Origin of the sequence: Emticicia sp. 17c (assembly GCF_037153985.1) — a bacterium.
GTDB lineage: Bacteria > Bacteroidota > Bacteroidia > Cytophagales > Spirosomataceae > Emticicia.
The window spans coordinates 168,774-186,519 of the sequence record NZ_JBBAYI010000001.1 but is presented as its reverse complement, the minus strand read 5'-3'; the positions used below and the strand labels follow the sequence as shown (position 1 = coordinate 186,519).

Annotated in this window: 15 protein-coding genes; 14 read left to right on the top strand and 1 reads right to left on the bottom strand. The window is 39.3% G+C overall.

What is annotated here, in order from left to right:
• The first annotated feature begins 12 nt into the window (after positions 1 to 12).
• From WAA15_RS00790 to WAA15_RS00760, 7 genes are all read left to right on the top strand, one after another.
• Positions 13 to 1,479, top strand: coding sequence for a CoA-acylating methylmalonate-semialdehyde dehydrogenase (locus WAA15_RS00790; RefSeq protein ID WP_337040437.1), 1,467 nt, complete (start codon positions 13 to 15; stop codon positions 1,477 to 1,479).
• 71 nt (positions 1,480 to 1,550) lie between these two features.
• Positions 1,551 to 2,579: an inositol 2-dehydrogenase gene (gene iolG, locus WAA15_RS00785; RefSeq protein ID WP_337040436.1), complete on the top strand. Its 1,029-nt coding sequence runs from the start codon at positions 1,551 to 1,553 to the stop codon at positions 2,577 to 2,579.
• Positions 2,580 to 2,660: 81 nt separating this feature from the next.
• A complete protein-coding gene (locus WAA15_RS00780; protein WP_337040435.1) occupies positions 2,661 to 4,271 on the top strand; it encodes a sodium/sugar symporter in 1,611 nt (536 codons plus the stop codon).
• Between the two features lie 87 nt (positions 4,272 to 4,358).
• The gene (locus tag WAA15_RS00775; protein ID WP_337040434.1) at positions 4,359 to 5,303 is read left to right on the top strand and encodes a class II fructose-bisphosphate aldolase; all 945 of its coding nucleotides are present in this window, start codon (positions 4,359 to 4,361) and stop codon (positions 5,301 to 5,303) included.
• 33 nt (positions 5,304 to 5,336) lie between these two features.
• Complete coding sequence (gene iolD / locus WAA15_RS00770) at positions 5,337 to 7,208, top strand: 3D-(3,5/4)-trihydroxycyclohexane-1,2-dione acylhydrolase (decyclizing) (protein ID WP_337040433.1); 1,872 nt, start codon at positions 5,337 to 5,339, stop codon at positions 7,206 to 7,208.
• Positions 7,209 to 7,261: 53 nt separating this feature from the next.
• Positions 7,262 to 8,161 (top strand): myo-inosose-2 dehydratase, encoded by a 900-nt coding sequence (iolE, locus tag WAA15_RS00765; protein WP_337040432.1) that lies wholly within the window; start codon positions 7,262 to 7,264, stop codon positions 8,159 to 8,161.
• The gene (locus WAA15_RS00760) at positions 8,158 to 9,201 is read left to right on the top strand and encodes a LacI family DNA-binding transcriptional regulator (protein ID WP_337040431.1); all 1,044 of its coding nucleotides are present in this window, start codon (positions 8,158 to 8,160) and stop codon (positions 9,199 to 9,201) included. Before iolE ends, WAA15_RS00760 begins: the two co-directional genes overlap by 4 nt.
• Before the next feature lie 5 nt (positions 9,202 to 9,206).
• Here WAA15_RS00760 and WAA15_RS00755 read toward each other — a convergent pair whose 3' ends face one another.
• The gene (locus WAA15_RS00755; protein WP_337040430.1) at positions 9,207 to 10,067 is read right to left on the bottom strand and encodes a dienelactone hydrolase family protein; all 861 of its coding nucleotides are present in this window, start codon (positions 10,065 to 10,067) and stop codon (positions 9,207 to 9,209) included.
• Positions 10,068 to 10,680: 613 nt separating this feature from the next.
• Here WAA15_RS00755 and WAA15_RS00750 point away from each other — a divergent pair.
• From WAA15_RS00750 to WAA15_RS00720, 7 genes are all read left to right on the top strand, one after another.
• The gene (locus tag WAA15_RS00750; protein WP_337040429.1) at positions 10,681 to 11,730 is read left to right on the top strand and encodes a sensor histidine kinase; all 1,050 of its coding nucleotides are present in this window, start codon (positions 10,681 to 10,683) and stop codon (positions 11,728 to 11,730) included.
• Positions 11,730 to 12,476 carry a LytR/AlgR family response regulator transcription factor gene (locus WAA15_RS00745; RefSeq protein ID WP_337040428.1) on the top strand — a complete coding sequence of 249 codons (747 nt, stop codon included), beginning with the start codon at positions 11,730 to 11,732 and terminating at the stop codon, positions 12,474 to 12,476. Before WAA15_RS00750 ends, WAA15_RS00745 begins: the two co-directional genes overlap by 1 nt.
• 108 nt (positions 12,477 to 12,584) lie before the next feature.
• Positions 12,585 to 13,073: a hypothetical protein gene (locus WAA15_RS00740; RefSeq protein WP_337040426.1), complete on the top strand. Its 489-nt coding sequence runs from the start codon at positions 12,585 to 12,587 to the stop codon at positions 13,071 to 13,073.
• A gap of 168 nt (positions 13,074 to 13,241) precedes the next feature.
• Positions 13,242 to 13,874, top strand: coding sequence for a hypothetical protein (locus tag WAA15_RS00735; RefSeq protein WP_337040425.1), 633 nt, complete (start codon positions 13,242 to 13,244; stop codon positions 13,872 to 13,874).
• 940 nt (positions 13,875 to 14,814) lie between these two features.
• Positions 14,815 to 15,492 (top strand): response regulator transcription factor, encoded by a 678-nt coding sequence (locus WAA15_RS00730; protein WP_337040423.1) that lies wholly within the window; start codon positions 14,815 to 14,817, stop codon positions 15,490 to 15,492.
• Positions 15,493 to 15,506: 14 nt separating this feature from the next.
• Positions 15,507 to 16,877, top strand: coding sequence for a sensor histidine kinase (locus tag WAA15_RS00725; protein WP_337040422.1), 1,371 nt, complete (start codon positions 15,507 to 15,509; stop codon positions 16,875 to 16,877).
• Between the two features lie 9 nt (positions 16,878 to 16,886).
• Entirely contained in the window at positions 16,887 to 17,741 is an 855-nt protein-coding gene (locus tag WAA15_RS00720) for a sugar phosphate nucleotidyltransferase (protein ID WP_337040421.1), read from the top strand.
• The last annotated feature ends 5 nt before the right edge of the window (positions 17,742 to 17,746 follow it).

The window sequence follows — 17,746 nt, the reverse complement described above, 5'->3', positions numbered from 1 at the left end:
TTTTTAAAATACATGACAAAATTAACTAATTATATCGGTGGGCAATGGGTAAACAGCCACTCGGCAGCAATGCTAGATGTGAAAAACCCTGCTAATCAGGAGGTAATTGCACAAGTGCCGCAAGGGTCGGTGCAGGATGTACAACAAGCGGCAGAAGCGGCAGCCAGAGCATTTCCAGAGTGGCGAAATGTACCTGCGCACCGTCGGGTACAATACTTGTTTAAACTAAAAAGCCTGCTCGAAGACAATATCGATGATATATCCAGAACTATCGTATTAGAAAGTGGCAAAACCTTTGGCGAAGCAAAAGCAGAAATGCAGCGCGCCATTGAAAATGTTGAAAATGCCTGCGGAATACCTACAATGATGCAGGGAGATTTTTCAGAAGATATTGCCCGTGGTGTAGATGAATTCATGATTCGCCAACCTGTTGGGGTATGCGCCTGTATTGCTCCTTTCAATTTTCCGGGTATGATTCCTTTCTGGTTTTTACCTTATGCTATTGCTTGTGGCAATACCTATATTATTAAGCCTTCAGAGAAAGTTCCGCTAACCATGACAAAAGTTATCCAACTCATGGAACAGCTAGACCTTCCGGCAGGTGTAGTCAATCTGGTAAATGGCACTAAAGAAGTAGTAGATGGCATTTTACAACATCCGGTTATCAGGGCTATTAGTTTTGTAGGGTCAAGCAATGTAGCTCGTTATGTTTACTCACAAGGTGCGCTTTATGGCAAAAGAGTACAGGCACAAGGAGGAGCTAAAAATCCGGTACTGGTACTACCTGATGCCGATATTGAAATGACTACCCAGATTATTACCGATAGTGTTTATGGCTGTGCTGGTCAGCGTTGTCTTGCAGCTTCTACAATTATTACCGTTGGCGAATACAAGCATATTACCGAAAGTCTGGTTGAAGCAGCCAAAGGCCGCACCACAGGCTTCGGTCTGGATGAAACCAGCCTGATGGGCCCCGTCATAACTTCTGAAAGTAAATCAAGAGTAGAACAACTTATTCAGCAAGGTGTAAAAGAAGGCGGAAATCTACTCGTAGATGGCAGCAACAAAAAGGTATCAGGTTATGAAAATGGCAACTTCATTTTACCTACTATTCTTGAAAATGTGCCGCTTGAAAGCCCTGTTGCTCACACCGAAATATTCGGCCCTGTAATGTCGCTGATTCATCTGAATGACGTTGACGAGGCCATTGCCTTTATCAATAGCGGAAAATATGGTAATGCTGCCTGTATTTTTACCAGCAGCGGAGCTAGTGCCAGAAAATTTAGGCATGATGCCGATGCCGGCAATATCGGTATTAACATTGGCGTAGCTGCGCCTATGGCTCAGTTTCCGTTCTCGGGTTGGAAAGACAGCTTCTTTGGCGACCTACATGGTCAGGGGATGCACTCTGTCGAGTTCTTTACACAAACCAAAGTTGTTATTGAACGTTGGCTTAAAGAATGGACCCGCAAATTCTAAAACACTTTTGCTATTTAATTAAATTATTAGTCATTCATACTTACCTATATTAAACTTTACAGATTCTGGAAATGAAAAATACTTTAAAAATCGGCATTGTCGGCTTAGGGCGTATTGGACAAATTCATCTTTCTAATATTGCTACCCGCATAAAAAATGCAGAAGTTGTGGCTGCCGCCGATATATCGGAAAACCTTTTAGATTTTGCAGTAAGACATGGCGTAGAAAATGTTTCTACCAGCCCGGAATCTGTACTGACAAACCCCGATGTAGATGCCGTAGTTATTTGTACCCCTACCCCGTCTCATGTACCTTATACGATTCTGGCGGCTCAACACGGTAAACATATTTTCTGTGAAAAACCCCTTGATTTAAGCATAGAACAGATTCTGACTGCCAAAGAGGCCGTTGACCTCGCTAACGTGCAGCTGATGCTCGGTTTTAACAGACGCTTTGATGCCAACTTTCTGAAAGTAAAAGACATGGTTCATGCCGGGCTTGTGGGCAACCCCCATATTCTTAAAATTACAAGCCGTGACCCCAACCCTCCACAAATTGAATATGTGAAGTCGTCAGGTGGGCTTTTCCTTGATATGGCTATTCATGATTTCGATATGGCCAGATATGTGATGAACAGCGAGGTAGTTGAAGTATATGCCAAAGGTAAAGTACTGGTTGACTCCCGAATTGGTGATGAAGGAGACATTGACACTGCCATAACTACGCTTACTTTCGCTAATGGAGCCATTGGTGTCATAGATAACAGCCGCAAGGCAGTTTATGGATACGACCAACGTATAGAAGTATTTGGTTCGGGAGGGATGACACAAACCAAAAACAATACCCCTGATACGCACGAATATTATAACGAAAAAGGGGGGCATTTATCATTACCGCTCAATTTTTTCCTTGAAAGATATGCCGAATCATACGTAAACGAAATCAATGTTTTTGTTTCGAGCATTCAAACGGGTGAGAAAGTTCCGGTAAATGCGCACGATGGCCTAATGGCTACTGCCATAGCTATGGCAGCTAAGCAGTCATGTCTGGAAGACCGCCCTGTAAAAATAGATGAAATACTGAATATCATTGCCGCTTAATAGCACCGACTTACGTACTTTTTAATAGAAATACCCATTACCTAAATTATCTATTTAACCCTAAAATAAAGTATTATTCGAATGGAATCGGCTGGTTTACACACCCTTGATTATGTAGTTTTCTTTTTTTACTTTGTCCTTATTCTGGCTTATGGGTATTGGGTATTTCGTAAAAAGAGTGCCGACAGCAACACAGCAAAAGGCTATTTTTTAGCCGAAGGCTCTCTTACTTTCTGGGCTATTGGTGCCTCTTTAATTGCTTCAAACATTTCAGCAGAACACTTCATCGGTATGTCAGGGTCAGGCTTTGCTATTGGCCTTGCCATTTCCTCGTATGAATGGATGTCAGCGGCTACCTTATTGGTGGTGGCGGTTTTCTTCCTGCCTGTGTATCTGCGAAACAAAATCTATACAATGCCGCAATTTTTGCGGCAACGTTATAATCCGGTAGTAGCTACAACAATGGCTATATTCTGGTTATTGCTCTACGTATTTGTTAACCTTACCTCTATTTTATACCTAGGGGCATTAGCCCTTGAGGTAACCGCAGGTGTTAACTTTAATTTATCGATAGTTGCATTAGCTGTTTTTGCCATTATTATTACTATTGGTGGCATGAAAGTTATTGGCTATACCGATGTTATTCAGGTAGTTGTGTTGGTTTTGGGCGGGCTTATTACTACGTATTTGGCAATGGATATGGTAGCCAAGCATTTTAATACGCCTAATATACTCAGTGCATTTGGCACTTTAAAAGAACAGGCAGATTCTCATTTCCACATGATTCTACCCAAATCAAGCCCTCATTATAAAGATTTACCGGGCTTGACTGTAATCATCGGGGCCATGTGGATTAACAACCTGAACTATTGGGGGTGTAATCAGTACATTGTACAACGTACGCTAGGTGCCGACCTCAAAACAGCACGCCAAGGAATTGTCTTCGCTGCCTTTTTAAAACTTTTAATTCCGCTGATTGTGGTTATTCCGGGCATTGCAGCATTTGTACTGCATCAGAATGGTATGTTTCAGAAAGAAATGCTCGATGCTACTGACGCTGTCAAGCCTGACCACGCCTATCCAGTTTTGCTTAACTTGCTTCCTTCAGGCTTGAAAGGCATTGCATTTGCAGCTTTAACAGCTGCCATTGTAGCTTCGCTAGCAGGCAAAGCCAATAGTATTTCTACTATCTTTTCGTTAGATATTTACAAAATTTATATCAAACCCAATGCCTCTGATAAACATCTGGTACGTGTAGGACGCATAGCCGTTTGGGTTGCTATGGGTATTGCTACGCTCATTGCTCCGCAATTAAGGGTATTAGATCAGGCTTATCAGTTTGTGCAGGAATATTCGAGTTTTATTACTCCGGGTGTATTTGCTATTTTCTTTCTGGGTTTATTCTGGAAACGAACCAGCAGTATGGCGGCTCTTGTAGCAGCTTTATTGACCATTCCGCTATCATTGGCCGGAAAACTATGGTATCCAGAAATCCCATTCCTTGACCGCATGGGAATTATTTTTGTCATCCTTATTGCTATTATGGTAGCCATAAGCCTGTACTCAAAAACAAAAGATAGTTCAAAAGAAATGATAGTGGGTATACCAAAACCTGATTTTACTACCGGATTCATAATTTATACTACAATTATCTGTGGTATTTTAGTAGCTTTATATACGGCATTCTGGTAATAATAACCTGATTATTTATGAGATATACAGGCGGACTTGCTCTTGTAGTTCGCCTCAATAGTTTTAATTCACTAATTTTTTATAGCAATGCTTCTTACAACCAAAGAAATATTTAAAAAAAGTTATGGTAAATACGGTATAGCTGCCGTAAATGTTTTTTTTATGGAAGAAGTGCACGGACTTTTTGCAGCAGCACAAAAGGCCAACGCACCTTTTATTGTACAAACCACTCCTTTTGCACGCGACTACGCCCACCCTACTATGCTTCTGGCTATGATTGAGGCAGCGGCAAAGATATATCCTGATGTAGTTTATGCAGTTCATGTTGACCACGGCGTAGAAGACCATATTTATGATGCCATTGATAGTGGCGGCTATACCTCGGTCATGATTGATGCTTCGCATGATGATTTTGATACCAATGTTGCACGTACAAAAGCCGTTGTTGAGAGAGCCCATGCTAAAGGCATAAGTGTAGAAGCCGAACTGGGTGTTTTAGCTGGCGTTGAAGATGACCTCATTGTTGAAGCCGGAAAATCTTCTTATACAAACCCTAAGGATGTTGAAAGATTTGTTAAAGCTACCGACTGTGACTGCTTGGCTATTGCCGTAGGAACAAGCCACGGAGCATATAAATTTAAAGGAAAACAGGGAATCCAGTTCCATATTTTGGAAGAAATACAAAAACGCCTCCCTGAGTTTCCGCTGGTTTTACATGGGGGGTCATCGGTTAATCCTGATGAAATCAGACGCATCAACAACGCAGGTGGAGCCTTGAAAGATGATGCACAAGGCGTATCGATGGCCGAAATACAAAAAGCCATCAGCTTGGGTGTTTGCAAAATAAATATTGCAACAGATGCCCGCTTGCTCTGGACACGGGTAGTACGCGAATTTTTCAGAGATACCCCCGAACAATTTGCCCCCACAACACCGGGCAAAGTATTAATGGAAGAATATGTGAAGTTTATGCTCAATAAATTTGATGATTTCGGAGCAACTGGCAAAGGTGTAGACTTCGGCATTAGTTGATAAATCGTTCATTTATTCAATCCCTCCTTAAACATGTCGAAAACGATAAGACTCACTGTTGCACAGGCAACTATAAAATTTTTAAAAAATCAGTACATCGAACGTGATGGCATTGAGCAACCTTATTTTGGTGGTTGTTTTGGTATTTTTGGCCACGGAAATGTAGCTGGTCTGGGGCAAGCCTTACAACAAAATCCTGATTTCAGGTATTATCAGTGCCGTAATGAGCAATCAATGGTGCATACGGCCGTAGCTTATGCCAAAGTAAAAAACCGTCTGGGGGCAATGGTATGTACAAGTTCTATCGGGCCGGGTGCTACAAATATGCTTACTGGCGCGGCTTTAGCTACCATTAACCGCTTACCGGTTTTACTTTTACCCGGCGATATTTTTGCCACCCGTGAACCCAATCCGGTATTACAACAACTGGAGAGCAATGTAACTCAGGATATCTCTGTCAATGATTGCTTTAAGCCTGTGTCAAAATACTGGGACCGCATCAGTCGCCCTGAACAATTAATTTACTCATTACCTGAAGTCATGCGTGTGCTTACTTCTCAGGCAGAGATGGGCGCAGTTACGCTTTCAATGCCACAAGATATTCAGACTCATGCGTATGATTACCCCGAAGCTCTGTTTCAAAAAAGAGTATGGCATATAGCTCGCCCACGCCCTGATTTAACAACCCTGAAAAAAGCGGCCGAACTCATCCGCTCTTCTAAGGCCCCTGTAATTGTTGCGGGAGGTGGAGCTACTTATAGCGATGCCAATGATATACTACATAAGTTTGCCAGCCAAACAGGAATTCCTGTTGGAGAAACTTTTGCAGGCAAAGGAGCAGTGCGGTACGATGCGCCTTATGCGCTTGGAGGTTTAGGAGCTACCGGAACCCGATACGCCATCGAGATTGCCAACGAAGCAGATGTTGTCATAGGCATAGGTACCCGTTACAGCGATTTCACAACGGCATCCAAATCTATTTTCCAGAATCCCGACGTAAAATTCATCAATATCAATATTTCAGACTTTGATGCCTTTAAACACGCTGCCCTCCCTTTAGTGGCTGATGCCAAAGCCACTCTTGAAGAATTATTAGCCCTGCTCGAAGGTTTTGAAGTAGACGCGGCATATAGAGAACGTACTCAGCAAATGAACAAAGACTGGGACAATGAAGTTACGCAGATTTATGCCGAAGGAAACGGCCATACTCCTCCTATTGACCAAGCTGTGGTTATTGGTACACTTAACAGCTTTATGGAAGACCGTGACATCATGATTAACGCCTCTGGCTCGGCCCCAGGCGACTTACATAAACTCTGGCGTGCAACTGACCCTAAAAATTTCCATCTGGAATATGGCTTCTCGACAATGGGCTACGAAATTGCAGCAGGTTTGGGAGCAAAAATGGCCGATACTTCTCGCGAAGTATATGTGCTTTGCGGCGACGGTGGCTACCTCATGAACAACCATGAGATTATCACAGCCATTCAGGAAGGATACCGATTTACCGTTTTACTATTAAACAACAATGGCTTTGCCAGTATTGGTGGGCTGTCTGAAAGTATTGGCGGCGAACGTTTTGGAACACGATACGTATACCGCAATGAAGAATCAGGGCAACTATCAGGCGATTTCCTTCCGGTAGATTTAGCTAAAAATGCTGAAAGTTTAGGAGCCGTGGTAATTAAAGCTACTGACAGACCTTCTCTGGAAAAAGCCCTTGCAGAAGCAAAAAAACAAGACAGACTCACAGTTATTTATATCGAAACCAGTTTATATAGAACTGTTAAAGGATATAACGCATGGTGGGAAGTACCAATTGCTGAGGTTTCAGAGTCAGAGTCGGTGCAAAAAGCCTTTGAGACTTACAAAACCAATAAAAAGACACAAAAAATTTATCTATAATTATTTTAACCCCAACACGGCACATCCGTCTGCATATCTGTAAAATAACAAGCATGAGCACTAAAAATATAAAACTAGGAGTTGCCCCCATTAACTGGACTAACGACGATCTACCTGAATTAGGGGCCGAAAACACCTTTGAGCAATGTATCAGCGAAATGGCTTTAGCTGGCTTTGAAGGTTGCGAAGTTGGTAATAAATACCCGCGCGACACAGAAGTTTTAAAGAAAGCTCTTAACTTGCGAAACATTCAAATTGCGAACCAATGGTTTAGCTATGAACTTACAACAAAATCTTTGCAGGAAAATATCGTAGAATTTAATAAATTGCTCGACTTTTTAGGTGCAATGGGTTGTACGATTGTTGGCGGAGGAGAAACGGGCAATAGCTGTCAAGGTAAAAATGTACCTGTTTTTGAAGGCAAAGGCATGTTGAATTCGGCCGCAGACTGGAAAAAATATGGCGAAAACATGACAGAACTAGGCAAAATAGCTTCTGACAGAGGTTTTAAGTTATCGTTCCATCATCACATGGGTACAATTGTGCAAACAATAGAAGAAACCGACAAGTTTTTAGAAAACACTCATCCAGACTATGTTTTTCTGAACTACGATTGCGGTCACTTCCATTTTGCAGGTGAAGACCCTGTTTTGGCCTTAAAAAAATATATCAGTCGTGTAGGGCATGTACATTTGAAAGACATACGCCCCAAAGTTTTAAAACAAGTACACGACGAACAATGGAGTTTTCTGACAGCAGTCAAAAATGGTGTTTTTACAGTTCCGGGAGATATAGAGGGGTGTATTAACTTCCCCGCATTATTTTCAATTTTGCAAGAACATAATTATAAAGGCTGGGCTATTGTTGAAGCAGAGCAAGACCCTGCCAAGGCAAATCCTTTAGAATATGCTTTAATAGCACGAAATTATATAAAAAAGAACTTAGGTATATGAGTGGAACTTCTCAAATTACCATCAAAGACATAGCTAAAAAATTCAAGTGTTCGCCCTCGACAGTGTCGAGGGCTTTGAATGACCATGACGCTATCAATATTGATACGCGCAAAACCATTCAGGAATACGCAAAAAAAATGAATTATCAACGAAATCAGGTTTCGTTGAGCCTGCTGAATAAAAAAACTTATTCTTTAGGAGTTATTGTTCCTTCGCTCAAATATAGCTTTCTCGAAGCATCCGTAATAGAAGGCCTACAATCTGTACTACAACCTCTGGGCTACACCATCAGCATCTGTATTTCGCAGGAGAGCCATACTATTGAAGCGCAAAATGTAGAACAACTTTTAGCTAGCCGTGTAGATGCTATTTTCTTATCGGTTAGTCAGGAAACCTATAACTTAGGATTTTACGGGCATTTTGATAGCATTATCAATGCCAATAAAAGCCTTATTTTTATTGACCGTGACTACGAAGGTTTTAAGTCGAGCAGAGTTGTGGTAGACGATTATCAGGGAGCTTACATAGCGGTTGAGCATTTAATCAAGATGGGCTGTAAACGAATTGCTCACCTGAAAGGCCCAAATGGCACCTCTGTTTCTGAAAAACGTCTGGAAGGTTATCTTGATGCCCTTAAAAACAACAATATGGTTATTGATGAAGACCTGATTCATACGGCAGGTTTTTTATCAGACAGAGCTATTTTTCCGACAAAAGCATTGCTTGATAGCTCAAACCGCCCCGATGGGATTTTTGCCGTAAATGACCGCGCAGCTATTGGTGCTATCTCTGTTATCAGGTCAGAAGGTTTGAGTGTACCCGGCGATATTGCCGTAGTAGGTTTTGATAATGACCCTTCTTCGGCATACATTACCCCGTCTCTTACCACCATTTCACAACCTAGCTTTGAGATTGGGCGGGAAGCAGCACAGCTTTTCCTGAACTCACAAAATATTGAAAAAGAGGGAGAAGCAAAATATGAGAAAATTATACTTCCCCCTGAATTATTAATTAGAGAATCTTCTTTGAAAATACCCTGATAAAACTAAACTAGTGTTTCTTTAAAAAGCCTTAGCGTACGCTCCCAAGCTAACTTTGCAGCTTCAGGGTTATATCTTGTCGGAGCAGTATCGTTATTAAAGGCGTGGTTGGCCCCGTCATATACATATAATTCATATTTTTTACCGGCATCTTTCAGGGCTGCTTCATAAGCCGGAATCCCAGCATTTACTCTTTCATCTAAACCACCATAGTGCAACTGAAGGGCGGCTTTTATTTTAGGTACATCCTGCGTATCGGCCTGACGGCCATAATAAGCCACGGCAGCATTAAGCTGTGGCGCATTTACAGCTAACTGGTTTGCTAGCCCACCGCCCCAGCAAAAACCTACACAACCCGTTTTACCATTACTCTCGGAGCGCGCCCGCAGGTAATCGAGACCTTTCAGAAAATTATTCAGGTTTTTTTGTGCATCCAGCTTCCCAAATAAGCCCCTTGCTTCATCTTCATTAGCAGGTGTGCCACCAAATGGAGACAGCGCATCTACTGCCAAAGCCAGATAACCCGCTTTAGCTACACGCCTAGCTATATCCTTAATATGTGGGTTCAAACCTCTGTTTTCATGGATAACAAGTACAGAACCTAGTTTTGTAGCAATAGTTTTAGGTTTTGTGAGGTAACCCCTCATGGTGGTTCCATCCCCTTCATACGTGATGCTCTCAATTACTAAATCATCGTCATCTTCGCCAATAGTAGCTGCTTTTGCATAGTTTACTTCAAGTAAGGGTAAAACTGCAATAGCGGCGGCCGTGCTTCCTGTAAGTTTAGCCAAGCGTTTCATGAACTCTTCCCGACTCAACGGTACATGTGTGTACTCATCAAATAAATTAATAATTTCCTGATTCATAAAAGTATGATTTAACGTTAAAACTTATTTATTTAGGAGAGTGTTTGCAGAAATTAAAAATTTTAATCTATCTTAGCAGTTCATCACAAGCAATGGCTATCTTTTATTCCTGATAGCAAATTTCACCGAGTCATACTGCCAAAATTATAAAAAAAGAAGCTTGTCGCAAAGCAACAAGCCTTTTCATTAACCTAATTTTATATTTAAAAAATCTTTATCATCCCTGATTTTAACAAGAGAAAACAAGATGATGTTTGTTCTGATTCGGGAATCTTTAAAAACTCTGATACTATCTATGTTGTCAGAGTTTTTCTTTAAAGACGCAATAAACTTCAGATAGGTTTCATCTACTTATGTACTTTAATCAATATTTAATCTATCTAAGCTTATTTTCACCTCAAAACAACTAACAAATAATATATGTTCAAACATCAATTATACCATTAGGCATATTTTCTCGACAAGTGAGCATAATTATTATAAAATAGTCGAGTTTTTCTGTCAAAGAATCGGTAAAATGTTCCGAAGAGTATAAAAGTAATTCTTATCACCTGCCCCTACATTTGTTTATTGAACAATAACCTGTTATTTCGTTTTTCATTTTCTGGTATTTATGTCAATTCAGGTATTTGTTCAGCGTCATAGAGTATTAATTGTGCATCTGGCCTTCTGGTGCGCTTATTTCTCTTTCTTTTTTTACCAGATTAGTTTTCAGAACGGCGACCAGAGTAGCTATCTGCGTTTACTGGCCGATGCCTTTGCACACGTTTTAGTAATAGCAGCAGCCAGTTACATGAATTACTTCTATTTTCTTCCCCGTTTTTTAAATCACAAAAATATATGGCAGTATCTTCTCGAATTTATTATTCCTTTTATTTTCCTGCATATTTTTCTTATTTACATTAAGCGACAGATTTATGTTGATAGTGGAGACATCCGCCGAATTGAGATTGTTTACAGTAGCAAGTTTTTTATTAAAAGTTTTATAAGTGCCATTTTCATTGTGATTTTTGTTGGCATGCTCAAAATCATTGAAAATTGGTTTGAACTCGAAGCAAGAAAAAAAGAGGTAGAAAACGAAAAATTAACTACTGAATTACAGTTTTTAAAGGCTCAGATAAACCCTCACTTCTTATTTAATACATTAAATAACTTATATGCGCTGGCTTTTTCTAATTCTCCGAACACGACTGAAGTAATTGCCAAGTTGTCGCAAATGATGCGCTATATGCTTTATGAGTCAAACCACCATAAAGTTCCATTAAACAAAGAAATAGAGTATATAGAAAGCTATATAAGTCTTGAAAAACTTCGTCTGAATCATAAAATTCCGATAGATTTTGTAGTAAAAGGCAACACCTCTCAGGTAATGATAGTACCTTTGGTATTGATTACTTTTCTGGAAAATGCTTTTAAACATGGAGTAAACGGCAATGACCCAGCCTCGTGGGTAAAGGTTACGCTAAGTATTGAAGGGCAAACCTGTATTTATACAGTTGAAAACAGTACATTTATTAAAATGAACAGCAACACACGAGAGAGTTCGGGCATAGGGCTTAAAAACCTGAAACGGCGGCTTGAATTAAGTTACCCCAAAGCGCATGAATTAAAAGTTCATCATAAAGAAAATAAACACAGTATTCAATTAAAGATAAATTTATAATGCTCATCAGGTGTGTAATTGTTGAAGACGAACCACTAGCCCGTAACCTACTGGAGCAATATATACAGAAGGTTCCTTATCTGGCACTAGTACAGTCATTTGCCAATCCATTAGAGGCACTTGACTTTCTGCACAATAACAGCGTTGATGTGCTTATTTCTGACATACAAATGCCTGAACTTACCGGCATAAGTTTATTAAAAGTACTCTCTTCAAAACCACTTATTATTCTTACTACGGCTTTTCCTGAGTACGCCCTTGAAGGCTATGAACTTGATGTAATGGACTACATTCTAAAACCTATCACGTTCGAGAGGTTTTTGCAATCAATTGAAAAAGCCAAAGGCCGCTTACAAGCAGTAAAACAAGTAGTCGTACCCGATGTGTCGGTAGGGAAATCATTTATTTTTGTAAAAGACCGCACTAAACTAGTAAAAATTAATCTGGATGATATAATATATGTTGAAGGGCTGAAAGATTATATTATTATTTATACCACTACCAAACGAATTGTACCTTTACAGACGCTCAAATCTCTAGAAACACAGTTGCCTGCCGACAGATTTATACGTATTCATAACTCCTATATTGTTTCGTTCGATGCCATCGAAACCATCGATAAAGAAAAAGTACAGATTCAGCCACTTACTTACCCAACAGGCACTCCTCCTAAAACCTCGCTACCCATTAGCGATACTTATCGTAAAGCATTTAAAGATTTTATCGAAAAAAAACAGATAGGCTAAAAAAAATCGTTTTACTATTTTAATGGGTCTTTCATGAATTCTTCTATGGAGTTGATTCATACTTTATTAAAAAATTCTAATTTTGTATTAACAAAACGCATTTTACCTATGTATACTATTCAAAAAGGGCTAAAGACCATTTTTAGCTTAATATGTTTTTTCTTCCTTACTGCCTTATATACACATGCACAATATTATCCGGGGCAATACGGCCGCGGGTATGGTGGGGGTATGAGCCGATACGGCGGCTATGGAAGTGATTTTGATACCCATAAACCAAAAGTGCTAGACCCCGACGAAATAGCCAAGGAAGAAACCAAATGGATGGTAAAGAAATTAAAATTAACCGACGAACAAGAAGTGTTGATTTCTTCATTGAATGAAGATTATGCTTACCAACGGAGAGATATGTACGAGCTGATTAAAAAAGATTTTGGCTCGTCGCGTCCTACTCCTCAACAAATTAATGATGCCAAAGATAAAATGGCAGCTTTGGAAGAAAAACAAAATAAAGAACTGGAAAAAATACTTACTCCCGAACAGTACAAGACGTATCTGGACAAAAAAGCAGACGCAAAAAAGAAGGCCAAGCAATAATGAAATTATCTGGCTATAAACCTGATAGTGTTTATAGCCAGATATAAATACCCAATGTTTAGGAAACCTAATTTCATTAATAGTTATTGTAACTATCGGGTTATTATAGCTTTTTCTATTATATTCTTATGCTATCTTTCTGCCTTACAGGCACAAAGTACTCTTTCATTGTCTGATTCTCTTCTGACAAAGCCTCTTGACAGCTCATACACCAAAGCAAACTTTACTATCAACTGGGATGCCCGTAGCTCTTTTATAAAAGATAAACGAGTAAATATATGGGGTATTAACTCAGGAATTATTTTTGGCAAAAAACGGAATCAGATTACAGTGGGCTACTACTGGATGAACTTCAACTCTTATTTACGTTTAATCGACCTCAGAAAAAGTGCTTCTAAAAGAGTAAATCTGGATTACTACACCAAAACAGATTTATACTTTTTTAGCCTTATGTACTGGAAAAACTTTATAGAAAACAGACGTTGGCGTGTAAGCGTACCTTTTGAAGTAGGCATAGGAGCCACCAAAAATCAGGGGGCTAACCTGTTTACAGATTTACGCATCTGGAAACGAAAAGATTTCTTTATGCCTGTTCAAACTGGGTTATATGTAAAATGGAAGGCTACCCGATGGGTAGGATTATCTGTGCAGGGTGGATATAGATATGCTCTTATTTCAAAAAATATTCAGGGGAATTACAACGGTTTTTATTATAGTTTTGGCCTTGCATTACAATCTGAATTATTTAAAGATATTTATAGATGGCTATTTAAGAAGCATTCGGCCCAGCAAGTCGAATAAAATACAAAGGGGAAAGTGAGTCTGCAAGACCCATTATACGTTTGCCCATACAATTATTGGCTGAAATATTATTTTCTCAAATCCAGACAATAAGAGATGAAAATATATGTTTAATAGCTATATTAGCAGGATACATCTATATTTTTTATTTATTTTTTTTGTATCGAAAAAAAAAATAAATAAATTTACTCTTGTGAATGAGACAAGACGCGTGCGAACGAATAAATTTCAAGAAAATTATAATTTTTCTTGTTTTTTTACCAGAGTTTTTTTTACATTTGTTGTATCAAAAATAAATAATTAAAAAAATACTTGTTTAGTTATCTATTTCGTTTTTATATTTGAAACTGAAATCATTGCGAAATAAATTTGTGAAGAGAGGCGATTTCAGTGCAACGTTTAAAAAAATAAACGTTATTTATATTAAGAATAAAAATATTAAAGATAAAAGTTGTGTGGATTTAGTAGCGGGAAAGGCTGGAGTCACTTACTCCAGTCCTTTTTTTTTATATATACCTCCGTATTTTAATGCCTTTTTAACCTGCAATTAATAGCAATTTTAAGACCTTCTCATAATTTTGTATCAAATAATAAGAACGTAATATAGTTTTTTCATAAAAGTTGTGTGGATTCAATAGGACAAAGGCTGGGCAGATTGACCCAGCTTTTTTTTTGATTTTATTGGCAACAATATTTCTTACCATGATATTATTTGCCATGAAATACAGCCTTTCATTGTTCAGAGGAGCTTATTGCTTTTAACCTGTTTTTAATGTGATATTAAAGTTATATTCATCTCAGTTCATGAACTTTGCTACCATAGTAATAGGGGTTCCGAAAAATTCTTGTTACTAAAATTTCCGATATTTTTTTTCTGGAATTTTATTTTAAAAAATTATTGATTAACTTAAAATTCGATATAACTATGCATAATAATAATATGAGAGTTTTAGTAGTGGAAGATGAGCCAAAACTAGCAGAGTTTGTAAAAAAAGGACTTGAAGAGAACGCCTGTAACGTTGATGTTGCTTATGACGGACAAATAGGCAGAAATATGGCTCTTAGTAATCCATACGACGTACTGGTTCTTGATGTAAATCTACCTAAAATAAATGGTTTTGACCTTGCTCAACAATTGCGTCAGGAACAATTAAGTACACCAATACTTATGTTAACAGCTATGGGCAGCATTAACGACAAATTAATTGGCTTTGGTGCAGGCGCAGACGATTATCTGGTAAAACCATTCGAATTTAGAGAATTACTGGTTCGTTTACGTGCTTTGCAACGCCGCTCAAGTGATATGATGCCCCAGCACAACGTATTAAAAGTTGCCGACCTAGAGCTTGACCTGAACGAAAAAGTAGCTCGCCGCGGTGAGCATACCATTGATTTAACTGCTCGCGAATTTGCCTTGCTCGAATACCTCATGCGCAACAGAGGCCGAGTGGTGTCACGCGTGGATATCGCTGAAAAAGTTTGGGACATACATTTCGACACAGGTACAAACACGATTGATGTTTACATTAACTTCTTGCGCAAGAAAATTGACAAAGATTTTATGACTAAACTCATTCATACCGTAGTAGGTATGGGTTATATCCTGAAAGAAGATTAAGCCTGTGTATTGAAATGAAAATTGTAGACCGACAACCTTTAAGAGCCTCATTAATTGTGTCCGTTTTATTTGGGGCATTTTCTTTGGTTATCTATAATTTTTACGCTGATTTCCGTCAGAAAGAATTCCTTAAAATTCTCAGGCAGAATGCAATCTCCCGCGAACGTTTATTAGCCGATAGCACCTCACTTACACCAGAAATCCTGAGGCGCATTGAAACAAACTCGGAGTTCAGAATGACGGGCGAAGGTACTGGTATTTATGATACCACCGGACAAGCTATCTATGTTTCTTCGGCCGAAAAACAGTTAAACTCCGGGCTTCTTAAGAAAGTAATCAAAAAGAAAGAAGTTGTCATTGATAGCCTCGATGTTGACCGTATTCTGTTTCTTTATGAAATACCTGAAACCCACAAAAAAGTAATTTTATCTGCCGCGGCCATTGATGATTTCGGGTATGCCAAGCAGGAAAGGCTCCGAGACCTGCTCATTGTGGGTACATTTATTGCCATTATTGTCATAATTTTAATGATGCGTTTTTTTGTAAAACGCGATGTAAAACCTATTGGCCAGATAGCCGACCGCATGGAGCAAATTACAGCCCATGATTCAAACCAGCGATTACCAGAAGCTAACCTTCAGGATGAAGTAGGGCAAATGGCCCGTACATTCAACGACCTGCTCGACCGCCTCGAATTTGCCTACACCCAGCAACGAAATTTTGTGTCGTATGTTACCCATGAGTTACGCACGCCTTTAACAATTATGCAGGGGCAGGCTGAGGTAACGCTCATGAAAAACCGTGACAACGAAGAATACAAACAGGCTTTGGAGTCGGTCAGGGCCGAAGTACAAGACATGATTAAGCTCGTTAATGAACTGCTGGAACTAGTACGAGCTAATGCCGACGCACATCTGGTTGATTTGCGGCAAGTGCGCGTTGATGACCTGCTCTGGCTGGCACGAGGGCAACTTATGCAGAAAAAACCACACTACGAAATAAATGTCTCCTTTGGCGAAGTGCCAGATTCAGACGATATAACTGTGATAGGTAATGCCGCTTTACTGAAAATGGCTTTCATGAATGTAATGGAAAATGCGTGCAAATATAGCCTAGAGCCTGTTTGCCATGTATTAATTCATACCAGAAAAAAAGAAGTAGAAGTGCGCTTTATTGACCATGGCACAGGTATTTCGGAAGAAGACTTACAACATATTTTCGAGCCTTTTTATCGGTCGGTTAATACGCATGATATTTCAGGGCATGGTATTGGTTTGCCACTTACCAAAAGAATTATTGAAATACACCGTGGAAAAATATCAATTGAGTCAGAAGTTGGGCATGGTACAACAATTATGATTATATTGCCGATTATTGAACAGTAATATATCCTAATGAAACTACTTATTTTAGCTGGCGGGATGTCGTCCCGTATGAAAAAAGCACTCGAATCCGATACTTCACTTGACCCCAAATTAATAGAACAAGCCAATACACTACCCAAATGTATGATAGGGCTAGGCAAAAACGGCCGGCCTTTTCTTGACTATGTACTTTACAATGCCTCATTGGCTGGTATTAAAGAAGTAGGGCTGGTATTAAATCCGAAAGATACCGTTACACAACCCTATTATGAGGCCTTAAGTGCCAATAATAAAACATGGGGCTTGTCTGTCAGCTTTGTAAGGCAATATATTCCTGAGAATAGAGAAAAACCACTAGGCACAAGTGATGCTATCGAGCAGGCACTCACACAGCTTCCTTCATGGCAAAACAGCAGATTTATTGTTTGTAATGGCGATAATCTGTACCCAAGCAAGGCTTTCCGTATTTTGGCAGAAGATACACATCCTAATGCAATGCTCGACTGGGACACTACAACATATACCGTAGAGCGAATCCGCAATTGTGCCATTATTAAAACAGACAAGGAAGGTTTTTTAATTGATTTACTGGAAAAACCTACCGATACCGAATGGCAGGAGATTGTTCAGACCATGCCGCGAATTGGCATTAGCTGGAATATATTTGCTTTTACTGCTCAGGACCTTTTGCCTTTTTTACAAAAAACGCCTTTACATCCTATACGTAACGAAAAGGAAATACCTGTAACGGTCAGGCTATGGACGAAAGAAGAACCTCAAAGTATATTTGCCATTCCTATCTCAGAAACCATTCCTGATTTAACCAGTAAAAGTGATATTGCTGAGATTCAGACAATTATAGAAAAACAGTATGGTGATTTTTAGCTTTT

What these genes read in the sequence shown, in the direction of transcription:
- WAA15_RS00790 (WP_337040437.1), top strand. Translation starts at nt 13, where the DNA reads ATGACAAAATTAACTAATTATATCGGTGGGCAATGGGTAAACAGCCAC.
- iolG (WP_337040436.1), top strand. Translation starts at nt 1,551, where the DNA reads ATGAAAAATACTTTAAAAATCGGCATTGTCGGCTTAGGGCGTATTGGA.
- WAA15_RS00780 (WP_337040435.1), top strand. Translation starts at nt 2,661, where the DNA reads ATGGAATCGGCTGGTTTACACACCCTTGATTATGTAGTTTTCTTTTTT.
- WAA15_RS00775 (WP_337040434.1), top strand. Translation starts at nt 4,359, where the DNA reads ATGCTTCTTACAACCAAAGAAATATTTAAAAAAAGTTATGGTAAATAC.
- iolD (WP_337040433.1), top strand. Translation starts at nt 5,337, where the DNA reads ATGTCGAAAACGATAAGACTCACTGTTGCACAGGCAACTATAAAATTT.
- iolE (WP_337040432.1), top strand. Translation starts at nt 7,262, where the DNA reads ATGAGCACTAAAAATATAAAACTAGGAGTTGCCCCCATTAACTGGACT.
- WAA15_RS00760 (WP_337040431.1), top strand. Translation starts at nt 8,158, where the DNA reads ATGAGTGGAACTTCTCAAATTACCATCAAAGACATAGCTAAAAAATTC.
- WAA15_RS00755 (WP_337040430.1), bottom strand. Translation starts at nt 10,067, where the DNA reads ATGAATCAGGAAATTATTAATTTATTTGATGAGTACACACATGTACCG.
- WAA15_RS00750 (WP_337040429.1), top strand. Translation starts at nt 10,681, where the DNA reads ATGTCAATTCAGGTATTTGTTCAGCGTCATAGAGTATTAATTGTGCAT.
- WAA15_RS00745 (WP_337040428.1), top strand. Translation starts at nt 11,730, where the DNA reads ATGCTCATCAGGTGTGTAATTGTTGAAGACGAACCACTAGCCCGTAAC.
- WAA15_RS00740 (WP_337040426.1), top strand. Translation starts at nt 12,585, where the DNA reads ATGTATACTATTCAAAAAGGGCTAAAGACCATTTTTAGCTTAATATGT.
- WAA15_RS00730 (WP_337040423.1), top strand. Translation starts at nt 14,815, where the DNA reads ATGAGAGTTTTAGTAGTGGAAGATGAGCCAAAACTAGCAGAGTTTGTA.
- WAA15_RS00725 (WP_337040422.1), top strand. Translation starts at nt 15,507, where the DNA reads ATGAAAATTGTAGACCGACAACCTTTAAGAGCCTCATTAATTGTGTCC.
- WAA15_RS00720 (WP_337040421.1), top strand. Translation starts at nt 16,887, where the DNA reads ATGAAACTACTTATTTTAGCTGGCGGGATGTCGTCCCGTATGAAAAAA.